Origin of the sequence: Burkholderia sp. Ac-20345 (assembly GCF_017104825.1) — a bacterium.
In the GTDB taxonomy this organism is placed as follows: domain Bacteria; phylum Pseudomonadota; class Gammaproteobacteria; order Burkholderiales; family Burkholderiaceae; genus Burkholderia; species Burkholderia lata_B.
On sequence record NZ_JAAGPO010000022.1, the window covers coordinates 66374 to 84579 of the forward strand.

An 18206-nucleotide genomic window follows, 5' to 3' on the forward strand; every position below is an offset into this window, starting at 1 on the left:
AGGTAACTGACTGCTTAGTTTAGGCGAGCGTGAAGACCTTGTAAATCATAGACTTCCAGATCCTTCAGGTAGCGCAAGCCTTCGACCGCCGCGCGCGCGCCCGACATCGTCGTGTAGTACGTGACCTTGTGCGCCTGCGCGCTCATGCGGATCGAACGCGAATCGGCGATCGCCTGGCGCGTTTCGTCGACCGTCGTGAACACGAGTGCGATCTCGCCGTTCTTGATCATGTCGACGATGTGCGGACGGCCGTCCTTCACCTTGTTCACGACCTTCACCGGCACGCCGGCCGCTTCGATCGCGGCAGCCGTGCCCTTCGTTGCGACGATCGGGTAGCCGAGGTCATGCAGCATGCGCGCGACTTCGACCGCCTTCGGCTTGTCGGCGTCCATCACGGTCAGCAGCACCGTGCCCGACTCCGGCAGGCGCGAACCGGCCGCGAGCTGCGACTTGAACAGCGCTTCGCCGAACGTCTGGCCGACACCCATCACTTCGCCGGTCGAACGCATTTCAGGCCCGAGGACCGGATCGACGCTCGGGAACTTGACGAACGGGAACACCGCTTCCTTCACGCTGAAGTACGGCGGCTCGACTTCCTTCGTCACGCCCTGCTGCGCGAGCTTCTGGCCGACCATCGCACGCGCCGCGATCTTCGCGAGCGGCAGGCTGGTCGCCTTCGACACGTACGGCACCGTGCGCGATGCGCGCGGGTTCACTTCCAGCACGTAGATGATGTCCTGCTTCGAACCGTCCGCCTGCGGCACCTGCTGGATCGCGAACTGCACGTTCATCAGGCCGACCACGTTCAGCGCCTTCGCCATCGCGCCCGTCTGGCGCTTCAGCTCGGCAACGGTTTCCTTCGACAGCGAGTACGGCGGCAGCGAGCATGCCGAGTCGCCCGAGTGGACGCCTGCCTGCTCGATGTGCTCCATCACGCCGCCGATGAACACGGCTTCGCCGTCGCAGATGCAGTCGACGTCGCACTCGATCGCGTCGTTCAGGAAGCGGTCGAGCAGCACCGGCGAATCGTTCGACACCTTCACGGCCTCGCGCATGTAGCGCTCGAGGTCGCGCGGCTCGTGGACGATTTCCATCGCGCGGCCGCCCAGCACGTACGACGGGCGCACGACCAGCGGGTAGCCGATTTCAGCGGCCAGCGCGAGCGCTTCGTCTTCGGCGCGCGCGGTGCGGTTCGGCGGCTGGCGCAGGCCGAGGTCCTGCAGCAGCTTCTGGAAGCGTTCGCGGTCTTCGGCCGCGTCGATCATGTCCGGCGACGTGCCGACGATCGGCACACCGTGCGCCTCGAGGTCGAGCGCGAGCTTCAGCGGCGTCTGGCCGCCGTACTGGACGATCACGCCAACCGGCTTTTCCTTGTCGACGATCTCGAGCACGTCTTCGAGCGTCAGCGGCTCGAAGTACAGGCGGTCGGACGTGTCATAGTCGGTCGACACCGTTTCCGGGTTGCAGTTGACCATGATCGTTTCGTAGCCGTCCTCGCGCATCGCGAGCGCCGCGTGCACGCAGCAGTAGTCGAACTCGATGCCCTGGCCGATCCGGTTCGGGCCGCCGCCCAGCACCATGATCTTCTTGTTGGTGGTCGGCTGCGCCTCGCACTCTTCCTCGTAGGTCGAGTACATGTACGCGGTCTTCGTCGCGAACTCGGCCGCGCAGGTATCGACGCGCTTGTAGACCGGGCGCACGTTGAGTTCGACGCGGCGCTTGCGGACGTCTTCCGGGCTCGCGCCGAGCAGCTTCGCGAGGCGGCGGTCGGAGAAGCCGCTCTGCTTCAGGTAGCGCAGTTCGTCGAACGACAGCGACGCGAGCGTGCGGCCGCCGAGCGCCTTTTCCTTCAGGATGATCTGCTCGATCTGCTCGAGGAACCACGGATCGATCGCGGTTTCCGCGTAGATTTCCTGGGCCGTCATGCCAATGCGGAATGCATCGCCGACATACCAGATGCGGTCCGGGCCCGGCTCGTGGATCTCGATCGCGATCTCGTCGCGGTTGGTCGACTTCTCGTCGAGACCGTCGACACCGACTTCGAGGCCGCGCAGCGCCTTCTGGAACGATTCCTGGAACGTGCGGCCGATCGCCATCACTTCACCGACCGACTTCATCTGCGTCGTCAGGCGCGAATCGGCTTCGCGGAATTTCTCGAATGCGAAGCGCGGGATCTTCGTGACGACGTAGTCGATCGTCGGCTCGAACGACGCCGGGGTCTGGCCACCGGTGATTTCGTTCTTCAGCTCGTCGAGCGTGTAGCCGACCGCCAGCTTCGCCGCGACCTTCGCGATCGGGAAGCCCGTTGCCTTCGATGCGAGCGCCGACGAACGCGACACGCGCGGGTTCATTTCGATGACGACCATGCGGCCGTCCTTCGGGTTGATCGAGAACTGCACGTTCGAGCCGCCCGTGTCGACGCCGATCTCGCGCAGCACCGCGAGCGATGCGTTACGCAGGATCTGGTATTCCTTGTCGGTGAGCGTCTGCGCCGGCGCGACCGTGATCGAGTCGCCGGTGTGCACGCCCATCGGGTCGAGGTTCTCGATCGAGCAGACGATAATGCAGTTGTCGGCGCGGTCGCGCACGACTTCCATCTCGTATTCCTTCCAGCCGAGCAGCGATTCTTCGATCAGCAGCTCGCGCGTGGGCGAGAGATCCAGGCCGCGCTTGCAGATCTCTTCGAACTCTTCGCGGTTGTAGGCAATGCCGCCGCCCGAGCCGCCGAGCGTGAACGACGGACGGATCACGACCGGATAGCCGCTGCCGCCGGTGAGCGCCATGATCTCGCCGTGCACCTGGGTCGCTTCTTCCATCGAGTGCGCGACGCCCGACTTCGCGGAACCGAGACCGATCTTGGTCATCGCGTCCTTGAACTTCTGGCGGTCTTCCGCCTTGTCGATCGCTTCCGGCGACGCGCCGATCAGCTCGACGCCGAACTTCTCGAGCACGCCGTGGTGGTGCAGGTCGAGCGCGCAGTTCAGCGCGGTCTGGCCGCCCATCGTCGGCAGGATCGCGTCCGGGCGCTCCTTCTCGATGATGCGCGCGACGACTTCCCACGTGATCGGCTCGATGTAGGTCACGTCGGCCGTGTTCGGGTCGGTCATGATCGTCGCCGGGTTGCTGTTGACGAGAACGACCTTGTAGCCCTCCTCACGCAACGCCTTGCAAGCCTGCGCGCCCGAATAGTCGAACTCGCACGCCTGGCCGATGATGATCGGGCCGGCGCCGATGATGAGGATGCTCTTGATGTCTGTGCGTTTTGGCATGGCTGTGAATTCAATAAGTAATCGTTGTCGTGGGTCGGCCGGCTGCGCTCAGCTCATCGTGGCGAGCGCGAGCTTCACCGAGAATCCGATGAACAGGCCGCCCACGCTGCTCGCCGCGCCTGCTGCAAGCTTGCGGCGGCGGCGGAAATGCTCGGCAAGCCGCGCACCCGCGAAGATCAGCGTGCTCAGGTACAGGAAGCTCGCGCATTGCGCGATCGCCCCGAGCACGACGAACGACAGCGCGGGATGCGGGAATGCCGGGTCGACGAACTGGATGAAGAACGAGATGAAGAACAGGATCGCCTTCGGATTCAGCAGGCTCACGATCAGCGCCTTGCGGAACGGCCGCTCGCCGTCGACCGCGGGCGGCGCATCGGCCGGCGCGCGCAGCTTCTGCCACGCGCTGCGCAGCATGCCGGTGCCGATGTAGAGCAGATACGCGGCGCCGCCGTACTTGACGACGGAGAACAGCAGCGGATTCGCCTTCAGCAGCGACGCGACGCCGGCGGCGGACAGCACCATCAGCACCGTATCGCCGACGAACACGCCGCACGCCGCGCGATAGCCGGCCTTCACGCCGCGCTGCGCCGCGAGCGACAGCACGTACATCGAGTTCGGCCCCGGCAGCAGGATGATGAAGATCACGCCGAACACGTAGGTCCAGATATCCGTGATGCCGAGTGCGTGGCCGAACATGATGCGAATCTCCCGTCCTTCGGTTGCGTCGTTGACGTTAAGCGTTGCGCTGCTTCGCCGCGTCCATCAGCGCGGTGAAACGGTCGAACAGATAGCCGATGTCGTGCGGGCCGGGCGACGCTTCCGGGTGGCCCTGGAAGCAGAATGCCGGCTTGTCGGTCAGCTCGAAGCCCTGCAGCGTGCCGTCGAACAGCGACACGTGCGTCACGCGCGCGTTGGCCGGCAGCGAATCCGCATCGACCGCGAAGCCGTGGTTCTGCGACGTGATCACCACGCGACCGTCGCCGAGATCCTTCACCGGGTGGTTCGCGCCGTGGTGGCCCGTCTTCATCTTCAGCGTCTTCGCACCGACCGCGAGGCCCATGATCTGGTGGCCAAGGCAGATGCCGAAGGTCGGCACGCCACGCTCGATGAATTGCTTCGTGGCCGCGATCGCGTAATCGCACGGTTCCGGATCGCCGGGGCCGTTCGACAGGAACACGCCGTCCGGATTCAGCGCGAGCGCATCTTCCGCGCTCGCCTGTGCCGGCAGCACCGTCACGTGGCAGCCGCGCTCCGCGAGCATGCGCAGGATGTTGTACTTGACGCCGAAATCGTACGCGACGACACGGTACTTCGGCGCTTCCTGCATGCCGTAGCCGCCTTCGAGGCGCCATTCGGTCTGCTTCCACTCGAACGGCTTCGTGGTCGACACGACCTTCGCGAGATCCATGCCCGCGAGACCCTGGAACGAGCGCGCGAGCTCGATCGCCTTCGCTTCGTCGTCCGAGCCCGTCAGGATGCAGCCGCTCTGTGCGCCCTTGTCGCGCAGGATACGGGTGAGCTTGCGGGTGTCGATGCCGGCGATCGCGACGACGCCTTCGTCGCGCAGGTAGTCGCCGAGCGTGCGGTCCATGCGGAAGTTCGATGCGAGCGACGGCAGATCACGGATGATCAGGCCGGCGGCATGGACTTTCGTGGCTTCGACGTCTTCGGCGTTGACGCCGACGTTGCCGATATGCGGATAGGTGAGCGTGACGATCTGGCGCGAGTAGCTCGGATCAGTCAGGATTTCCTGATAGCCGGTGATCGCGGTATTGAACACGACTTCGCCGATCGTGTGGCCTTCGGCCCCGATCGAATAACCACGAAAGACCGTGCCGTCGGCGAGTGCAAGCAAGGCGGGAGTAAAAGACGGCAACACGGGAGGCTCCTTGGGGAACACCCTGCTGCCGACCTGTTTACCCTGCCGCGCGAGCGCCGCGCTGCGTGGGCGCGCGTGGTCGCTTGCTGGACGCGGCCTGCGTTGTCGAGACGCGAACCCGGCGCGTGGCGCACGAGGCTTCGCGACATCGCCCGGCAGGCGGCGTGCGGCGGATGAACGGGATGAATGAGGTAGGCGCTAGGGTGCGAGGTTGATCAGCACAAACTTTCAAATTATAGCCTGAAAATGGCCTTATCTTCAATCGATATGGCCGTCCGATCGTGCGTGCGCGACGCTCCGCGGCGCGCAGCAACGCGCTGCGGCCCCGTTTACGTGGCCGCCCTACCCCCAGCGTACCGCCGGATCAGTGCGCTTGACCAGCGCCGCGCGCGGGCCAGACGTACCACACCGCGCTCGCGAGCTGCAGCGCGAGCAGCACGCCCCACGCGGTGAAGTGCGCGGCGGCCGGATAGCGGCCGTCGACCGCAGGCCAGTGCGACAGCACCGCGCCGACACCGATCTGGAACGCAAAGATCAGCAGGAAGATCACGAGCGTGAGTGTCGTGTTCGCGCGGCCGATCAGGTGAGCGGGAAAATGTCCGGCCATCACCGCGTAGGTCAGGATGCCGACGCCGCCGAACATACCGTATGCGGCCCACAGCACGGCCGGCGGCAACGGCACGCCCGCGACGATCGCCGCCTGCGTCGCGACGAACAGCGCCATGCCGACGCCGCAGAACGCATACACGGACACGCCGCGCCGCTCCAGCACGCGCGCCGCGGCGCCGAAGCCGACGCAGCCGGCCATCATCGCGAAGCCGAGCACCGACACGAGACGCGCGGCATGCGACGCATCGAACCCCGCGACGTCGCGCAAGTATGGCCCGACCCACAGCGACTGCATCGCGTAGAACACGCCCTGCGTGACGACGGAGAACGACGAGATCTTCCAGAACGCGCGGCTGCTCAGGATGTGCCACGTGCCCTTGAACTGGCTGACGAGCCCGCCCTGGTGGCGCACCTGCTTCGCTTCCGGCGCGCTCAGGCCGATCGATACCGCGACGATCACCGTCAGCACCGCGAGACCGAAACAGATCGCGCGCCAGCTCGTCCAGCCGAGCAGCCAGGTCAGCGGCGAGCCGACCATCACGCCGCCGAGGCCGCCCACGGCCATCACGAGGCCGTTGACGAGCGGCAGTCGGCCGACCGGGAAATGCTGCGCGAGCGCCTTGAACGCCGCGCCGAGGCACACCGATACGCCGACGCCGATCAGCAGCCGGCCGACCATCATCGTGCCGAGGCTGTGCGCGGCGCCGAACACGGCCGCACCGGCGGCCGCGAACAGCAGCATGCCGGCCGTCACGCGGCGCGGGCCGAAGTGGTCGAGCATCACGCCGGCCGGGATCTGCGCGCCCGCGAAACCGAGGAAATAAAGACTGGTGAGCAGACCGAGATCGGCGGCCGACAACCCGAGCTCGTACGTGACGAACGGCGCGAAGCCCAGATTGACGCCGCGAAACACATACGACACGAAATACCCGACCGAAAACAGCGCGAGCACCCTCACCTGCACCGACGACATCGCTTCCCCTCGTTATATGAAGACATTCGAAGCAGCAGCGCCCCCGCGCCGCGCACAAACAAAAACGCCGTCACCTGGGTGACGGCGTTTCGTCGCATTTCGTCGGATGATAACGCAATCGCGCGAACCGGGCCGGCCGCACGATGCGTTCTCGACTGCGTTACTTCTTCTTGCCCTTGTGCGCAGCGGCCTTGGCCGGCGCCGCCTTCGCCGATTTGGCTGCCGGCTTCGCCGCGCCGCGCTTGGCGCCGTGCGACTTGCCGCCCACCGCCAGGCTCGCGCGCTCGATGTGCGCACCGCCGGCCGACGTCGCGATCCGCTCCGGACCGGGTTCCGCCGGCACCGAACGGCCGACCGGCACGTGCAGCACGAGCGCCTGGCCCGGCATCGCGAGATCGCGGTGCGTACGGTTCCACGCCTTGAGCTGGCCGACCGACACGCCGTAGCGGCCGGCGATCGCCGCCATCGACTGCTTGCGGCGCACGCGGATCAGCATCTTGCGCGTGTCGGGAACATCGGGTTCCATCGCGAGCGCGCCGTTTTCGGCGACGTCGGCGCTGATGTCCTCGTCGTCGTCATCGCCGCGCGGCACGACGATCGTCGAGCCCGGCTTCAGGCGCATGCCGGCCGGAATCTTGTTGATCGACATCAGCGTGTCGGCGTCCACGCCGATCTTCTCGGCGATCGCGGCCGGCCGCGCACGTTCGCTGACCGTATAAGTGGTCCACGACGAGAGCTGGCCGTTGTACGCCTTCAGGTTCTTCTCGAACGCCGACGCGTTGTCGAACGGCAGCAGGATCTGCGGCTCGGTCGCGCCGAGGATCACCGGTTTCGCGAACGACGGGTTCAGCGAGCGGAATTCGTCGAGCGACAGGTTCGCGAGCTTCGCGGCCACCGCCACGTCGATGTCGCGCGACGTCGTGACCGTCACGAAATACGGGTGGTTCGGGATGTCCGGCAGCGCGAGGCCATACTGCTTCGGATTCGCGATGATGTTCTTCACCGCCTGCAGCTTCGGCACGTAGTTGCGCGTCTCGTTCGGCATTCGCAGGCTCAGGTAGTCGGTCGGCAGGCCGGCCGCCTGGTTGCGCGCGATCGCGCGCTGCACGTTGCCCTCGCCCCAGTTGTACGCGGCCAGTGCGAGATACCAGTCGCCGAACATGTCATGCAGGCGCGACAGGTAGTCGAGCGCGGCGCTCGTCGACGCGAGCACGTCGCGGCGCTCGTCCTGCCACATGTTGCGCTTCAGGTTGTACGTGCGGCCCGTGCCGGGCATGAACTGCCACATGCCGGCCGCCTTCGCGACCGACAGCGCCTGCGGGTTGTACGCGGACTCGATGAACGGCAGCAGCGCGAGCTCGGTCGGCATGTGACGCGCCTCGAGTTCCTCGACGATGTGGTACAGGTACTTCTGCGAGCGCTCGGTCATGCGCTGCACGTAATCCGGGCGCTGCGTGTACCACGTGGTCTGCATGTCGACGAGGTCGGTCTGCAGGTCGGGCATCTGGAAACCACGGCGGATGCGACCCCAGAGATCGGAGTCTGCACTGGTCAGGTCGCCGACGGATTGCTTGTCGACATCGACAGTTTCTTTGGCGGTGGCTGATTTACGGAGGTAGTTGGACGTCGCCTGCGAATCGGCGGCGTTGTTGGCGACAGGGGCCTGGCTCGCACAAGCGGCGAGCAGCAGAACCACCATCGCACTCAATATAAGTCGCATGAAAATCTCTGCTTCCGACGGCTGGAAATTGCAGGCGATACTACGGAAGTGCGTGCTTCACGTCAATAAAAACACCGAAAACTCAGCGAAATCCTACATTTGGAGCAATTTTTACAGACACCGCTTGAGCTTTGGAGTCCTCGGAAAATCATCATCGGAACCGGTTTTTCCACTCGCGCATCAGCGTGAACGCCGTCAGACGATCCGGCACCGTTTCGTGCAATTCGGCCTCGAGCGTCGCACGGATCGCATCGCTGTCCGACCGCATGAACGGGTTAACGGCACGCTCATGCGCGATCGTAGTGGGCAGCGTCGGCACGCCGCGCGCGCGCAGCGCCTGCGCGTCGTCGCGCCACGCGGCGAGCGCCGCATTGCCGGGCTCGCACGCGAGCGCGAAGCGGATGTTGGACAGCGTGTATTCGTGTGCGCAATGCACGTGCGTGTCGCCCGGCAGCGCCGCGAGCGCGTCGAGCGACGCGAGCATCTGCGCTGGCGTGCCTTCGAACAGGCGGCCGCAGCCGCACGAGAACAACGTGTCGCCGCAGAACACGTGCGGCGCCGCGTTACCCTGCCCGGCCGCCTGGAAATAGGCGATGTGGCCGCGCGTATGGCCCGGCACGTCGAGCACGTCGAACGTGACGGCCGGCGCGTCGAGCGTCACGCGCGCGCCGCCCGAAAGCGGCCGCGTGACCACGCCGATCGCCTCGGCCGCGGGGCCGTAAACGGTGAGCGGAACATCGTCCGGTTGGCTATCGCGCAGTGCCGCGACACCGCCGACGTGGTCGGCGTGATGGTGCGTGAGTAAAATAGCGGTCAACCGCCAGCCTCGTTCGGCTAGAACCCGGCGCACCGGTGCGGCTTCACCCGGATCGACGGCGATCGCATCGCGGCCGTCCGAGACGAGCCAGATATAGTTGTCATCGAATGCCGGAACCGGCACGTATTCCAGCTCGTTCATGGGCGCGCAATCATCGTTATGTCTGACCGTCAAATTATAGACTGGCCCGCCTGGACCGACTCACCGCCCGGCCGCTACGTGCTGGACTGGGAGCAGGCGCAGCTCGACCGGATCGTGTCCGACGTCTTCGGGTTCCACGCGCTGCAGCTCGGCCTGCCGCAGCTCGACGCGCTGCGCGAGAACCGCATGCCGTATCGCGGCCTCGTGCTCGATCCGGCGAGCGGCGCGAGCGCGCCCTACCAGTATCCGTGGGCGCGCGAGGCGCATGCGCCCGAGCACGCGCCCGACGGCCGCAGCACGACCTGGTGCGACCTGCTCGACCTGCCGTTCGAGTCGCAGAGCGTCGACCTGATCGTGATGCCGCACACGCTGGAATTCACGTCCGACCCGCACCGCCTGCTGCGCGAGGCCGAGCGCGTGCTGATGCCGGAAGGCCAGCTCGTGATCACCGGCTTCAATTCGCTCAGCCTGTGGGGCATGCGGCAATCGTTCGGGCGCATGGCGAACCGTCCGTTCGTGCCGGCCACGCGCGACCAGATCGCGTTCATCCGGCTCAAGGACTGGATCAAGCTGCTCGGCTTCGATCTCGAACGCGGCCGCTTCGGCTGCTACCGGCCACCGCTCGTCACCGACAAGTGGCTGTCCCGCTACGGCTTCATGGAAGCCGCCGGCGACCGCTGGTGGCCGATCTTCGGCGCCGTCTACATGGTGACGGCCGTCAAGCGCGTGCGCGGCATGCGCCTCGTCGGCCAGATCCGCATGAAGAAGCCCGTGCTCGCACCGGGCCTGACGCCGGCGGCCTCCCCGACCACTCATCAAGAACATTCATGACTACCGATACCATCGACATCTATACCGACGGCGCCTGCAAGGGCAACCCCGGCCCCGGCGGCTGGGGCGCCCTGATGCGCTACGGCGACAAGGAGAAGGAGCTGTTCGGCGGCGAGCCGAACACGACCAACAACCGCATGGAGCTGATGGGCGTGATCGCCGCGCTCGAAGCGCTGAAGCGGCCGTGCCAGGTGATCGTGCATACCGACTCGCAATATGTGCAGAAAGGCATCAGCGAGTGGATCCACGGCTGGAAGAAGAAGGGCTGGATCACCGCGGCGAAGACGCCCGTGAAGAACGCCGACCTGTGGAAGCGGCTCGACGCGCTCGTCGCGCAGCACGAGGTCGAGTGGCGTTGGGTCAAGGGCCACGCGGGCCATCCCGAAAACGAGCGCGCGGACGCGCTCGCGAATCGCGGCGTCGAATCGCTCACGGCCTGAACGCCAGCCGCCCCCTGTTTCTTTTGTTTTTCCCGACATGCGCCAGATCATTCTCGATACCGAAACCACCGGCCTGAACGCCCGCACGGGCGACCGCCTCATCGAAATCGGCTGCGTCGAGCTGCTGAACCGGCGGCTCACCGGCAACAACCTGCACTTCTACGTGAACCCCGAGCGCGACAGCGATCCGGGCGCACTGGCGGTGCACGGGCTCACGACCGAATTCCTCAGCGACAAGCCGAAATTCGCGGAAGTCGCCAACCAGATTCGCGACTTCGTGAAGGACGCCGAGCTGATCATCCACAACGCGCCGTTCGACCTCGGCTTCCTCGACGCCGAATTCGCGCGGCTCGACCTGCCGTCGTTCAGCGAGCATTGCGGCGGCGTGATCGACACGCTGGTGCAGGCCAAGCAGATGTTCCCCGGCAAGCGCAACTCGCTCGACGCACTGTGCGACCGCTTCGGCATCAGCAACGCGCACCGTACGCTGCACGGCGCACTGCTCGACTCGGAGCTGCTCGCCGAGGTGTATCTCGCGATGACGCGCGGCCAGGACAGCCTCGTGATCGACATGCTCGACGACGCAGGTGCCGACGGCGGCTCAGCGAACGGCCAGCGCGTGTCGCTCGCCGCGCTCGACCTGGCCGTGGTGGCCGCGAGCGACGACGAACTCGCCGCACATCAGGCGCAGCTCGACGAGCTCGACAAGTCGGTCAAGGGCACCTGCGTGTGGCGCAAGTCCGCCGACGAGGGCGCCGCCGAAACGGCTTGAAGCACGCGGCACGCGCCGCGGCCGCGCTCACACGCGCGGCTGCAGCGCGATGACCGCCATTCCGCCGAGCGCGAGCGCCGCGCCGGCCACGTCCCAGCGGGTCAGCGCGACGCCGTCGACCACCCGCAGCCAGACCAGCGCCACCGCGATATACACGCCGCCGTACGCGGCATAGGTGCGCCCCGCCGCACTCGGGTGCAGCGTCAGCAGCCACGCGAACAGCGCGAGCGACAGCGCGGCCGGCACCAGCAACCACACCGGCCGGCCCTCCTTCAGCACGAGCCAAGGCAGGTAACAGCCAACGATTTCGGCCAGCGCGGTGGCGGCGAACAGCGCCGCGATCCTCATCAGTTCGGTCATCCGGTTCCTCGTGAATTCGGCCCCGTCGCCGGGGGCCGCACGGCCCCGCCGCGCGCCGCCGATCATACCCGAGCCGCCCCCGCCGGACGCCCCGCCAGACGGGCGACTCCCGGCAATTTGCACGATCATCCGTCATCGTGCTATCATGTCGCCTGTTTCAACATTCAATCTCTGTCTATTCGATTTCGAGAGAAGTCCGTCCGCGCGTTGCAGGCCGGCCCTTCGACCGAAATTGCATCCACAGGAAAGCCCGCCCGACAGGCCCGCTTTTCTCGTTTCGTTGCCCCTCCGGGGCGCTTGCCGGAACGCCGGACATCGTCCGCACCGGCATCTGCCGCCTGCATCACGCGGCCCATTCTTCATGAGCGCACTGTCGCGACGGCCCATCCGGCCCGCGTCGAAGCAGCCCCTTACGGCCCTTTACCGCCCGTAGTGCAGTAAGTGCTTAATGGCCTGCCCCGACGCGCCGCACTCGACACCGCGCTCGCCGGCAAACCGTGTCGGACGGCCCGCCCGTTCGGCGCAGTCAAAGGAGTGCATGACCTTGACCGCAACACACGTCAGCCCGACCGCTGCTTCTTCCTCCGCTTCGTCGTCCGGCGAAGCCCCGCTCGTCGCGGACGACATAACCGTCGTCGACCAGAGCCTCCTCAAGCGCGCCGTCAGCGCCATGGCCATCGGCAATGCGATGGAATGGTTCGATTTCGGTGTGTACAGCTACATCGCCGTCACGCTCGGCAAGGTGTTCTTCCCGTCCAGCAGCCCGTCCGCGCAGCTGCTCGCGACCTTCGGCACGTTCGCGGCCGCGTTCCTCGTACGCCCGCTCGGCGGCATGGTGTTCGGCCCGCTCGGCGACCGCATCGGCCGCCAGCGCGTGCTCGCCGCCACGATGATCATGATGGCCGTCGGCACCTTCGCGATCGGCCTGATCCCCAGCTACGCATCGATCGGCATCATGGCGCCCGTGCTGCTGCTCGTTGCCCGCCTCGTGCAGGGCTTCTCGACCGGCGGCGAATACGGCGGCGCAGCCACCTTCATCGCCGAATTCTCGACCGACAAGCGTCGCGGCTTCATGGGCAGCTTCCTCGAGTTCGGCACGCTGATCGGTTACGTGATGGGCGCCGGCGTCGTCGCGCTGCTCACCGCGTCGCTGTCGCAGGAAGCGCTGCTGTCGTGGGGCTGGCGCGTGCCGTTCCTGATCGCCGGCCCGCTCGGCCTGATCGGTCTCTACATCCGGATGAAGCTCGAGGAAACGCCCGCGTTCAAGCGTCAGGCCGAAGAGCGCGAAGCGCAGGACAAGGCCGTGCCGAAGGCGCGCTTCCGCGAAACGCTGATGCGCAACTGGCGTGCCCTGCTGCTGTGCGTCGGCCTCGTGCTGATCTTCAACGTGACCGACTACATGGTGCTGTCGTACCTGCCGAGCTTCATGTCGTCGACGCTGCACTTCGACGAATCGCACAGCCTCGTGCTCGTGCTGATCGTGATGGTGCTGATGATGCCGCTGACGCTCGCCGCCGGTCGCCTGTCCGACCGGATCGGCCGCAAGCCCGTGATGCTCGCCGGCTGCGTCGGCCTGCTCGCGCTGTCGATCCCGTCGATGATGCTGATCCATGCGGGCACGACGGCGTCGGTGTTCGGCGGCCTGCTGATCCTCGGCGTGCTGCTGTCGTGCTTTACCGGCGTGATGCCGTCGGCGCTGCCGGCGCTGTTCCCGACCGAGATCCGCTACGGCGCGCTCGCGATCGGCTTCAACGTGTCGGTATCGCTGTTCGGCGGCACGACGCCGCTCGTGACCGCGTGGCTCGTCGACGTCACGCACAACCTGATGATGCCCGCGTACTACATGATGGGCGCCGCCGTGATCGGCATCGTGTCGGTCGTCGCGCTCGCCGAAACCGCGCGCCAGCCGCTCAAGGGCTCGCCGCCGGCCGTCGCGACGCGCCGCGAAGCCCATCAGCTCGTGCGCCAGATGCGCGAGGACGACGAATCGGAGATGTACGGCGTCGTGTCGCCGGCACGCGCCTGAGCGTCGCCCATGAAAAAGCCCCGGCCGAAGCCGGGGCCCGATCGAACCCGATCCGCCCGACCGGCTTGCGCCGGCCGGGCTTTTTTTCATTCATGCGATGCGTGCACCGTCATGCCTGCGCTTCGCAGTGGCGGCAGAAAATCAATGCACGCGAGCGCGACACGGCTGCCTGCGCCCCACGCGCCGCGACGATCAGCCCGACCTGACTGAGATTGAAATCGCGCTCGACCATCAACTGCGTCAGCGCGGCAAGCGGCAACACGACGGACGGGTGGTACAGGCTCGATTCGATCAGGGCTTTCATCATCGGCTCCATCAGGCAACGCGTAATTCGATGGAGTGGATTCTAGGGACCGGCCGCTTCCGGATAAACAGCACGAATGCGAAGTCACTTGTCAGCCGCCGCGAACAATCGGCAAAGGCTTGCCTGGCAAGGCCGAGCGGGCGGCGCACAGCGACGCGGGGCCGCGTCGCGCGCCGCCGCGCCCCTAGACGAGCGGCGTTTCGACGAACACCGGCAGCGCTTCCGCCTGCGCCGAATGCGCGGCCAGCGCCGGATAACGGGCCGGATCGATCCGCGCGAGCACCGGGTAGTCGGCCGCCATGAACTGCGTGAAACGCCATGCAACCGCGACCGTCACGTCGGACTGCAGCAGGCGCGCGCCGCCGAACCAGCCGTTCGCCGCCGCGACGAGCGGCTCCAGTGCGCCGTATGCGCCCTCGATCTGGCTCAGCACGCGCTCGATCCACGGCGCGTGGTGCTTTTCGGCCGGACGCAGCGCCTGCTCGTAGACCACCTGCACGGTTTTCTCGGCGGCCGCCAGCGCGAAGCCGACCGGCACGAGCGCCCGCAGCCGTGCATCGGCGTCACCCGGCAGCAGGCGCCGCTCGGGCGCGGCCAGGTGATCGAGATAGTCGACGATCAGCGACGAATCGAGCAGCGTCGCGCCGTCGCCGGTCACGAGCGTCGGCGCCTTGACGACCGGGTTGATCGCCCTGAACTGCTCGAAATGACGGAACACCGAGATCGACTCGTGTTCGAACGGGAGGTCGAGCAGCTTCGCCGAAATGGCGACCCGACGCACGAACGGGGAATCCAGCATGCCGATCAGCTTCATCGCAAACGCTCCGCTTGAGGGGAATGGGATCGACGACTGTAGCAGCGTCGCGCGGCATCGCCTAGGGCCCGTTCCCGCCGGCAACGGGCTGGCGCCGGCTCCACGAACGAGCTTGCCGAACGGGTGGAACGTGCGCGGCCAGCCCTTGCGCCCCTGAGCTCGATGCGCATCAGCCGGACGCGCGCGGGACTCACGTTGTCCGGCCACAGTGACCATAATGCAAGTTCACGCCCCTTCCGCCCCAAGGTTCGCCATGTGGTATGCCCTCGTCGAGCAGCAGCGGGAATGGATGCGCGCCTGGCGCGCGGCGACGCGGCATGCGTTCGACGCCTGGCCCTCGGCCACGCTGCCGCACGCCGCGTCGTCATGCTACGACGACCTGTTCGAGCCGCTGCTCGGGCCGACGGACGGGCCCCCGCGCTTCGACATCGGGTGGCCGGCCGTCGGCGAGCGCGTGGTCGCGCACACGCCGTTCTGCGACCTGCGGCGCTTCACGCGCGCCGATGCGCGGCGCACGGTGCTGCTGTGCGCGCCGCTCGCCGGGCATGCGGCCGTGATGATGCGGGAAACCGTCGAGACGCTGCTCGCGGACGGCGACGTCTGCGTAACCGACTGGCGCAATGCGCGCGACGTGCCGCTCGCGTCCGGCCGCTTCGGGCTCGACGAGTATGTCGCGACGCTCGACGGCTTCGTCGACGGGCTCGCGCACGACGACCGGCCGCTGCATGTGGTCGCCGTGTGCCAGGCAACCGTTCCGGCCCTCGGCGCGCTCGCGCTACGGGCGGCGCGCGGTCTCCCGTCGCCCGCAAGCGTCACGCTGATCGGCGGCCCGCTCGACGCGCGCCGCAATCCGAGTGCGCTCGGCACCGCCGCCGCGGCCCATTCGCTCGGCTGGTGCCGACGCCACCTGATCGACGTCGTGCCGCCCGGCTTCGACGGGCACGGCCGCCACGTGTTTCCGACCTATCTGCAGCAGGGCGAGATCGCGCTCGTGTACCCGCAGCGCTTCCTGTCGCTGATCGAAGCGTACGCGCTGGCCGCGTCGCGCTTCGACATGGCCGGGCTCGCCGGTGCGCGGCGCGCGCTGCTCGAATACACGGCGCTGCTCGACATGCCGGCCGAGTATTTCCTCGATACGGTCGACATCGTGTTCCAGCGCATGAGCCTCGCGCTCGGCACGTGGGACGTGGGCGGCCGGCGTGTCGAGCCGGCGGCTTTGCGCGGCATCGCGCTGCTGACCGTCGAAGGCGCATGCGACAAGGTAACGGGCGCCGGCCAGACGCATGCGGCGCTCGACCTGTGCAGCGGCCTCGCCGACGACGAGCGCTACCGCATCGACATCGACGACTGCGATCACTACGGGCTGTTTACGGGGGCGCGCTGGCACGGGGACGTGCATCCGATGCTGCAGCGCGTGTTCGCGTGGGCCGAAACCCGCCGCCCTCGCCCGCGCCGCATCAGGCGGACGTGATGCCGCGTCAGCGCCGCGCCGCATCGAGCAAAGCCCGTACCTCGTCGTCGCTCGTCTGCTCGAAACGCCCGTAGAACTGGCTGATCCCGAAGAACGGCAGCGGCAGCGACACGGTGACGAACGCGTCGGCCAGATCGTCGAACGCATGCCGCGCGCCCGCCGGCGCGACCGGAACCGCCGCCACGATCCGCGCCGGATGACGCTCGCGCAACGCCTGCAGTGCGACGCGCATCGACGCGCCGGTCGCGACGCCGTCGTCGACGACGATCGCGATGCGCCCTTCGACCGGCAGCGGCGGCGCCGCACCGCGATACAACGCTTCGCGCCGATGCAGTTCGACCGTCTCGCGCGCGATCACGTCGGCAAGCTGTTCGCCGGACACGTTCATCGAGCGGAGCACCGAACGCTGCAGATGAATCGCACCGCCCGTCGCGATTGCACCCATCGCGAGCTCGGGATCGTACGGCACGCCGAGCTTGCGCACGACCAGCACGTCGAGCGGCGCGCGCAGCTCGCACGCGATCGGATACGCGACGGGCACACCGCCGCGCGGCAAGGCGAGCACGACGACGTCGCTACGCCCGGCGTAATCGCCCAATGCGCCGGCCAGCTGGCGGCCGGCATCGGCGCGATCGGCAAAACACTCGAACACGATCGGCTCCCTGCCGTTGCGCCGGATGCGCGAAACCCGCGTCGGCGCCTGTCAACGAGCATGGTTCATCGGCAGCGCCGATGCAAGCAGGGTCACACCGGCGCGCGCGGCGCCGGGGGAAAGGGTCAGAGGCCGCCGGCCTGCCGGTACAGCCGCCAGAACGATTGCGCATAGGATTGCGCAAGCTCGGGCGCGCGCTGGAACACGTTCACCGTCTCCGCATGCGCGGTCGCGCCCTCGGACAGCGTCGTCAGCGCGACGCTGTCGTCGACGATCACGAAGCGCGGTGCAGGATCGCCATGCCGCGAATCGATCGCCACGTCGATACCCGACGATTTCAGATAGCCGACGCCGCTGTACCTGCCCGCGCGCGGCGAACGCACGAGCACGACACGCACCTCGATCCCGCGCGAGCGGGCTGCGCGCAATGCGCTCGCGACCGCCGGCGGCACGTGCGTATAGCCGGCCAGCAGCACGCGGTGCTGCGCCTGCCCGATCAGGTCGACGGTCGCGTCGGCCGCCGCATTGTCATACGAAAAGTATGTGCCGACCGATGCGGCATCGGACGGAATCAGGGCGGCGTGGGCGCTCGCCGCGCAGCAAAGCGCGGCGAGAAGGAAGGCGGCTGGTCTCATGGCGGGCGCCATTGTAGCGACGCCAATTCGCGTGGCAAGTACCGGCTGCGATGCTGCTGCGCCGGCGCAACACACAGCGCAAAACCGGTGCCCGGCGAACGGGTTACAGCCCGTTTTTCACGTCGTCGATCAGCCGGCCGCGACGCGCGCGAGCCAGCTCGCCACGCCGTCGACGGAACGGAAATCCGCGAGGCTGCGCGCCGGCAGCGCCGGATATGCGCCACCGGCCATCTCGGCCAGCGCGCGGCCGGGGCCGAGTTCGAGGAACGCGGTCGCACCGGCCTCCACGCAGGCGGCAAGACAGGCCGCCCACTCGACCGGCTCGGCGATCTGTCGCGCAAGCTTGTCGAGGCCCGCGTCGACGTCGAGCACCGATGCGCCGTCGATCCCCGAAAACAGCCGCGTGCCGGGCAGCGGCCGCCGCACGGGCGTCGCGGCGAGCGACGCGCGAAACACCGGCACGGCCGCGGCGAGCCGTTGTGTGTGCGACGCG

Annotated in this window: 16 protein-coding genes and 1 pseudogene; 5 read left to right on the forward strand and 12 right to left on the reverse strand. The window is 67.3% G+C overall.

The annotated features are described in order from the left end of the window. Positions 1-14: 14 nt before the first annotated feature. The 6 genes from carB to gloB form a co-directional block, all read right to left on the reverse strand. The gene (gene carB, locus G3O06_RS11245) at positions 15-3269 is read right to left on the reverse strand and encodes a carbamoyl-phosphate synthase large subunit (RefSeq protein WP_205816049.1); all 3255 of its coding nucleotides are present in this window, start codon (positions 3267-3269) and stop codon (positions 15-17) included. Positions 3270-3317: 48 nt separating this feature from the next. Next, positions 3318-3965, reverse strand: coding sequence for a leucine efflux protein LeuE (gene leuE / locus G3O06_RS11250; protein ID WP_205816050.1), 648 nt, complete (start codon positions 3963-3965; stop codon positions 3318-3320). Positions 3966-4002: 37 nt separating this feature from the next. Then, positions 4003-5148 carry a glutamine-hydrolyzing carbamoyl-phosphate synthase small subunit gene (gene carA, locus G3O06_RS11255; protein ID WP_174915261.1) on the reverse strand — a complete coding sequence of 382 codons (1146 nt, stop codon included), beginning with the start codon at positions 5146-5148 and terminating at the stop codon, positions 4003-4005. Positions 5149-5512: 364 nt separating this feature from the next. Next, positions 5513-6730: an MFS transporter gene (locus G3O06_RS11260; RefSeq protein WP_205816051.1), complete on the reverse strand. Its 1218-nt coding sequence runs from the start codon at positions 6728-6730 to the stop codon at positions 5513-5515. 160 nt (positions 6731-6890) lie between these two features. Further along, positions 6891-8450 (reverse strand): transglycosylase SLT domain-containing protein, encoded by a 1560-nt coding sequence (locus tag G3O06_RS11265; RefSeq protein WP_174915259.1) that lies wholly within the window; start codon positions 8448-8450, stop codon positions 6891-6893. Between the two features lie 151 nt (positions 8451-8601). Beyond that, the gene (gloB, locus tag G3O06_RS11270; protein ID WP_174915258.1) at positions 8602-9408 is read right to left on the reverse strand and encodes a hydroxyacylglutathione hydrolase; all 807 of its coding nucleotides are present in this window, start codon (positions 9406-9408) and stop codon (positions 8602-8604) included. 18 nt (positions 9409-9426) lie between these two features. On the opposite strand from gloB, the gene G3O06_RS11275 reads away from it, so the two are divergent. The 3 genes from G3O06_RS11275 to dnaQ are packed head-to-tail and all read left to right on the forward strand — an operon-like array spanning position 9427 to position 11451. Next, positions 9427-10239: a class I SAM-dependent methyltransferase gene (locus G3O06_RS11275; protein ID WP_174983220.1), complete on the forward strand. Its 813-nt coding sequence runs from the start codon at positions 9427-9429 to the stop codon at positions 10237-10239. Continuing rightward, entirely contained in the window at positions 10236-10679 is a 444-nt protein-coding gene (gene rnhA / locus G3O06_RS11280) for a ribonuclease HI (protein WP_011351593.1), read from the forward strand. Before G3O06_RS11275 ends, rnhA begins: the two co-directional genes overlap by 4 nt. Before the next feature lie 37 nt (positions 10680-10716). Continuing rightward, positions 10717-11451, forward strand: a complete 735-nt coding sequence (gene dnaQ / locus G3O06_RS11285) for a DNA polymerase III subunit epsilon (protein ID WP_174969474.1) — start codon at positions 10717-10719, stop codon at positions 11449-11451. 27 nt (positions 11452-11478) lie between these two features. Here dnaQ and G3O06_RS11290 read toward each other — a convergent pair whose 3' ends face one another. Beyond that, positions 11479-11811: a YnfA family protein gene (locus G3O06_RS11290; RefSeq protein WP_174983216.1), complete on the reverse strand. Its 333-nt coding sequence runs from the start codon at positions 11809-11811 to the stop codon at positions 11479-11481. Positions 11812-12349: 538 nt separating this feature from the next. Between G3O06_RS11290 and proP the strand changes: the two genes are divergently transcribed. Then, positions 12350-13837, forward strand: coding sequence for a glycine betaine/L-proline transporter ProP (gene proP, locus G3O06_RS11295; RefSeq protein ID WP_174915256.1), 1488 nt, complete (start codon positions 12350-12352; stop codon positions 13835-13837). Between the two features lie 109 nt (positions 13838-13946). On the opposite strand, the gene G3O06_RS11300 is transcribed toward proP, so the two are convergent. After that, complete coding sequence (locus tag G3O06_RS11300) at positions 13947-14153, reverse strand: hypothetical protein (RefSeq protein WP_174957200.1); 207 nt, start codon at positions 14151-14153, stop codon at positions 13947-13949. Between the two features lie 172 nt (positions 14154-14325). Then, positions 14326-14955, reverse strand: a complete 630-nt coding sequence (locus G3O06_RS11305) for a glutathione S-transferase (protein ID WP_205816052.1) — start codon at positions 14953-14955, stop codon at positions 14326-14328. Positions 14956-15208: 253 nt separating this feature from the next. Between G3O06_RS11305 and G3O06_RS11310 the strand changes: the two genes are divergently transcribed. After that, positions 15209-16426: a polyhydroxyalkanoate depolymerase gene (locus G3O06_RS11310; protein WP_205816053.1), complete on the forward strand. Its 1218-nt coding sequence runs from the start codon at positions 15209-15211 to the stop codon at positions 16424-16426. Between the two features lie 7 nt (positions 16427-16433). Here G3O06_RS11310 and G3O06_RS11315 read toward each other — a convergent pair whose 3' ends face one another. The 3 genes and pseudogenes from G3O06_RS11315 to G3O06_RS11325 all read right to left on the reverse strand — a co-directional run. Further along, positions 16434-17078, reverse strand: coding sequence for a phosphoribosyltransferase family protein (locus tag G3O06_RS11315; protein ID WP_205816054.1), 645 nt, complete (start codon positions 17076-17078; stop codon positions 16434-16436). Positions 17079-17203: 125 nt separating this feature from the next. Beyond that, positions 17204-17725, reverse strand: coding sequence for a phospholipase D-like domain-containing protein (locus G3O06_RS11320; RefSeq protein ID WP_174969478.1), 522 nt, complete (start codon positions 17723-17725; stop codon positions 17204-17206). 117 nt (positions 17726-17842) lie between these two features. Next, a pseudogene (locus tag G3O06_RS11325) lies at positions 17843-18206 on the reverse strand (malonate decarboxylase subunit epsilon); the annotation flags it as partial.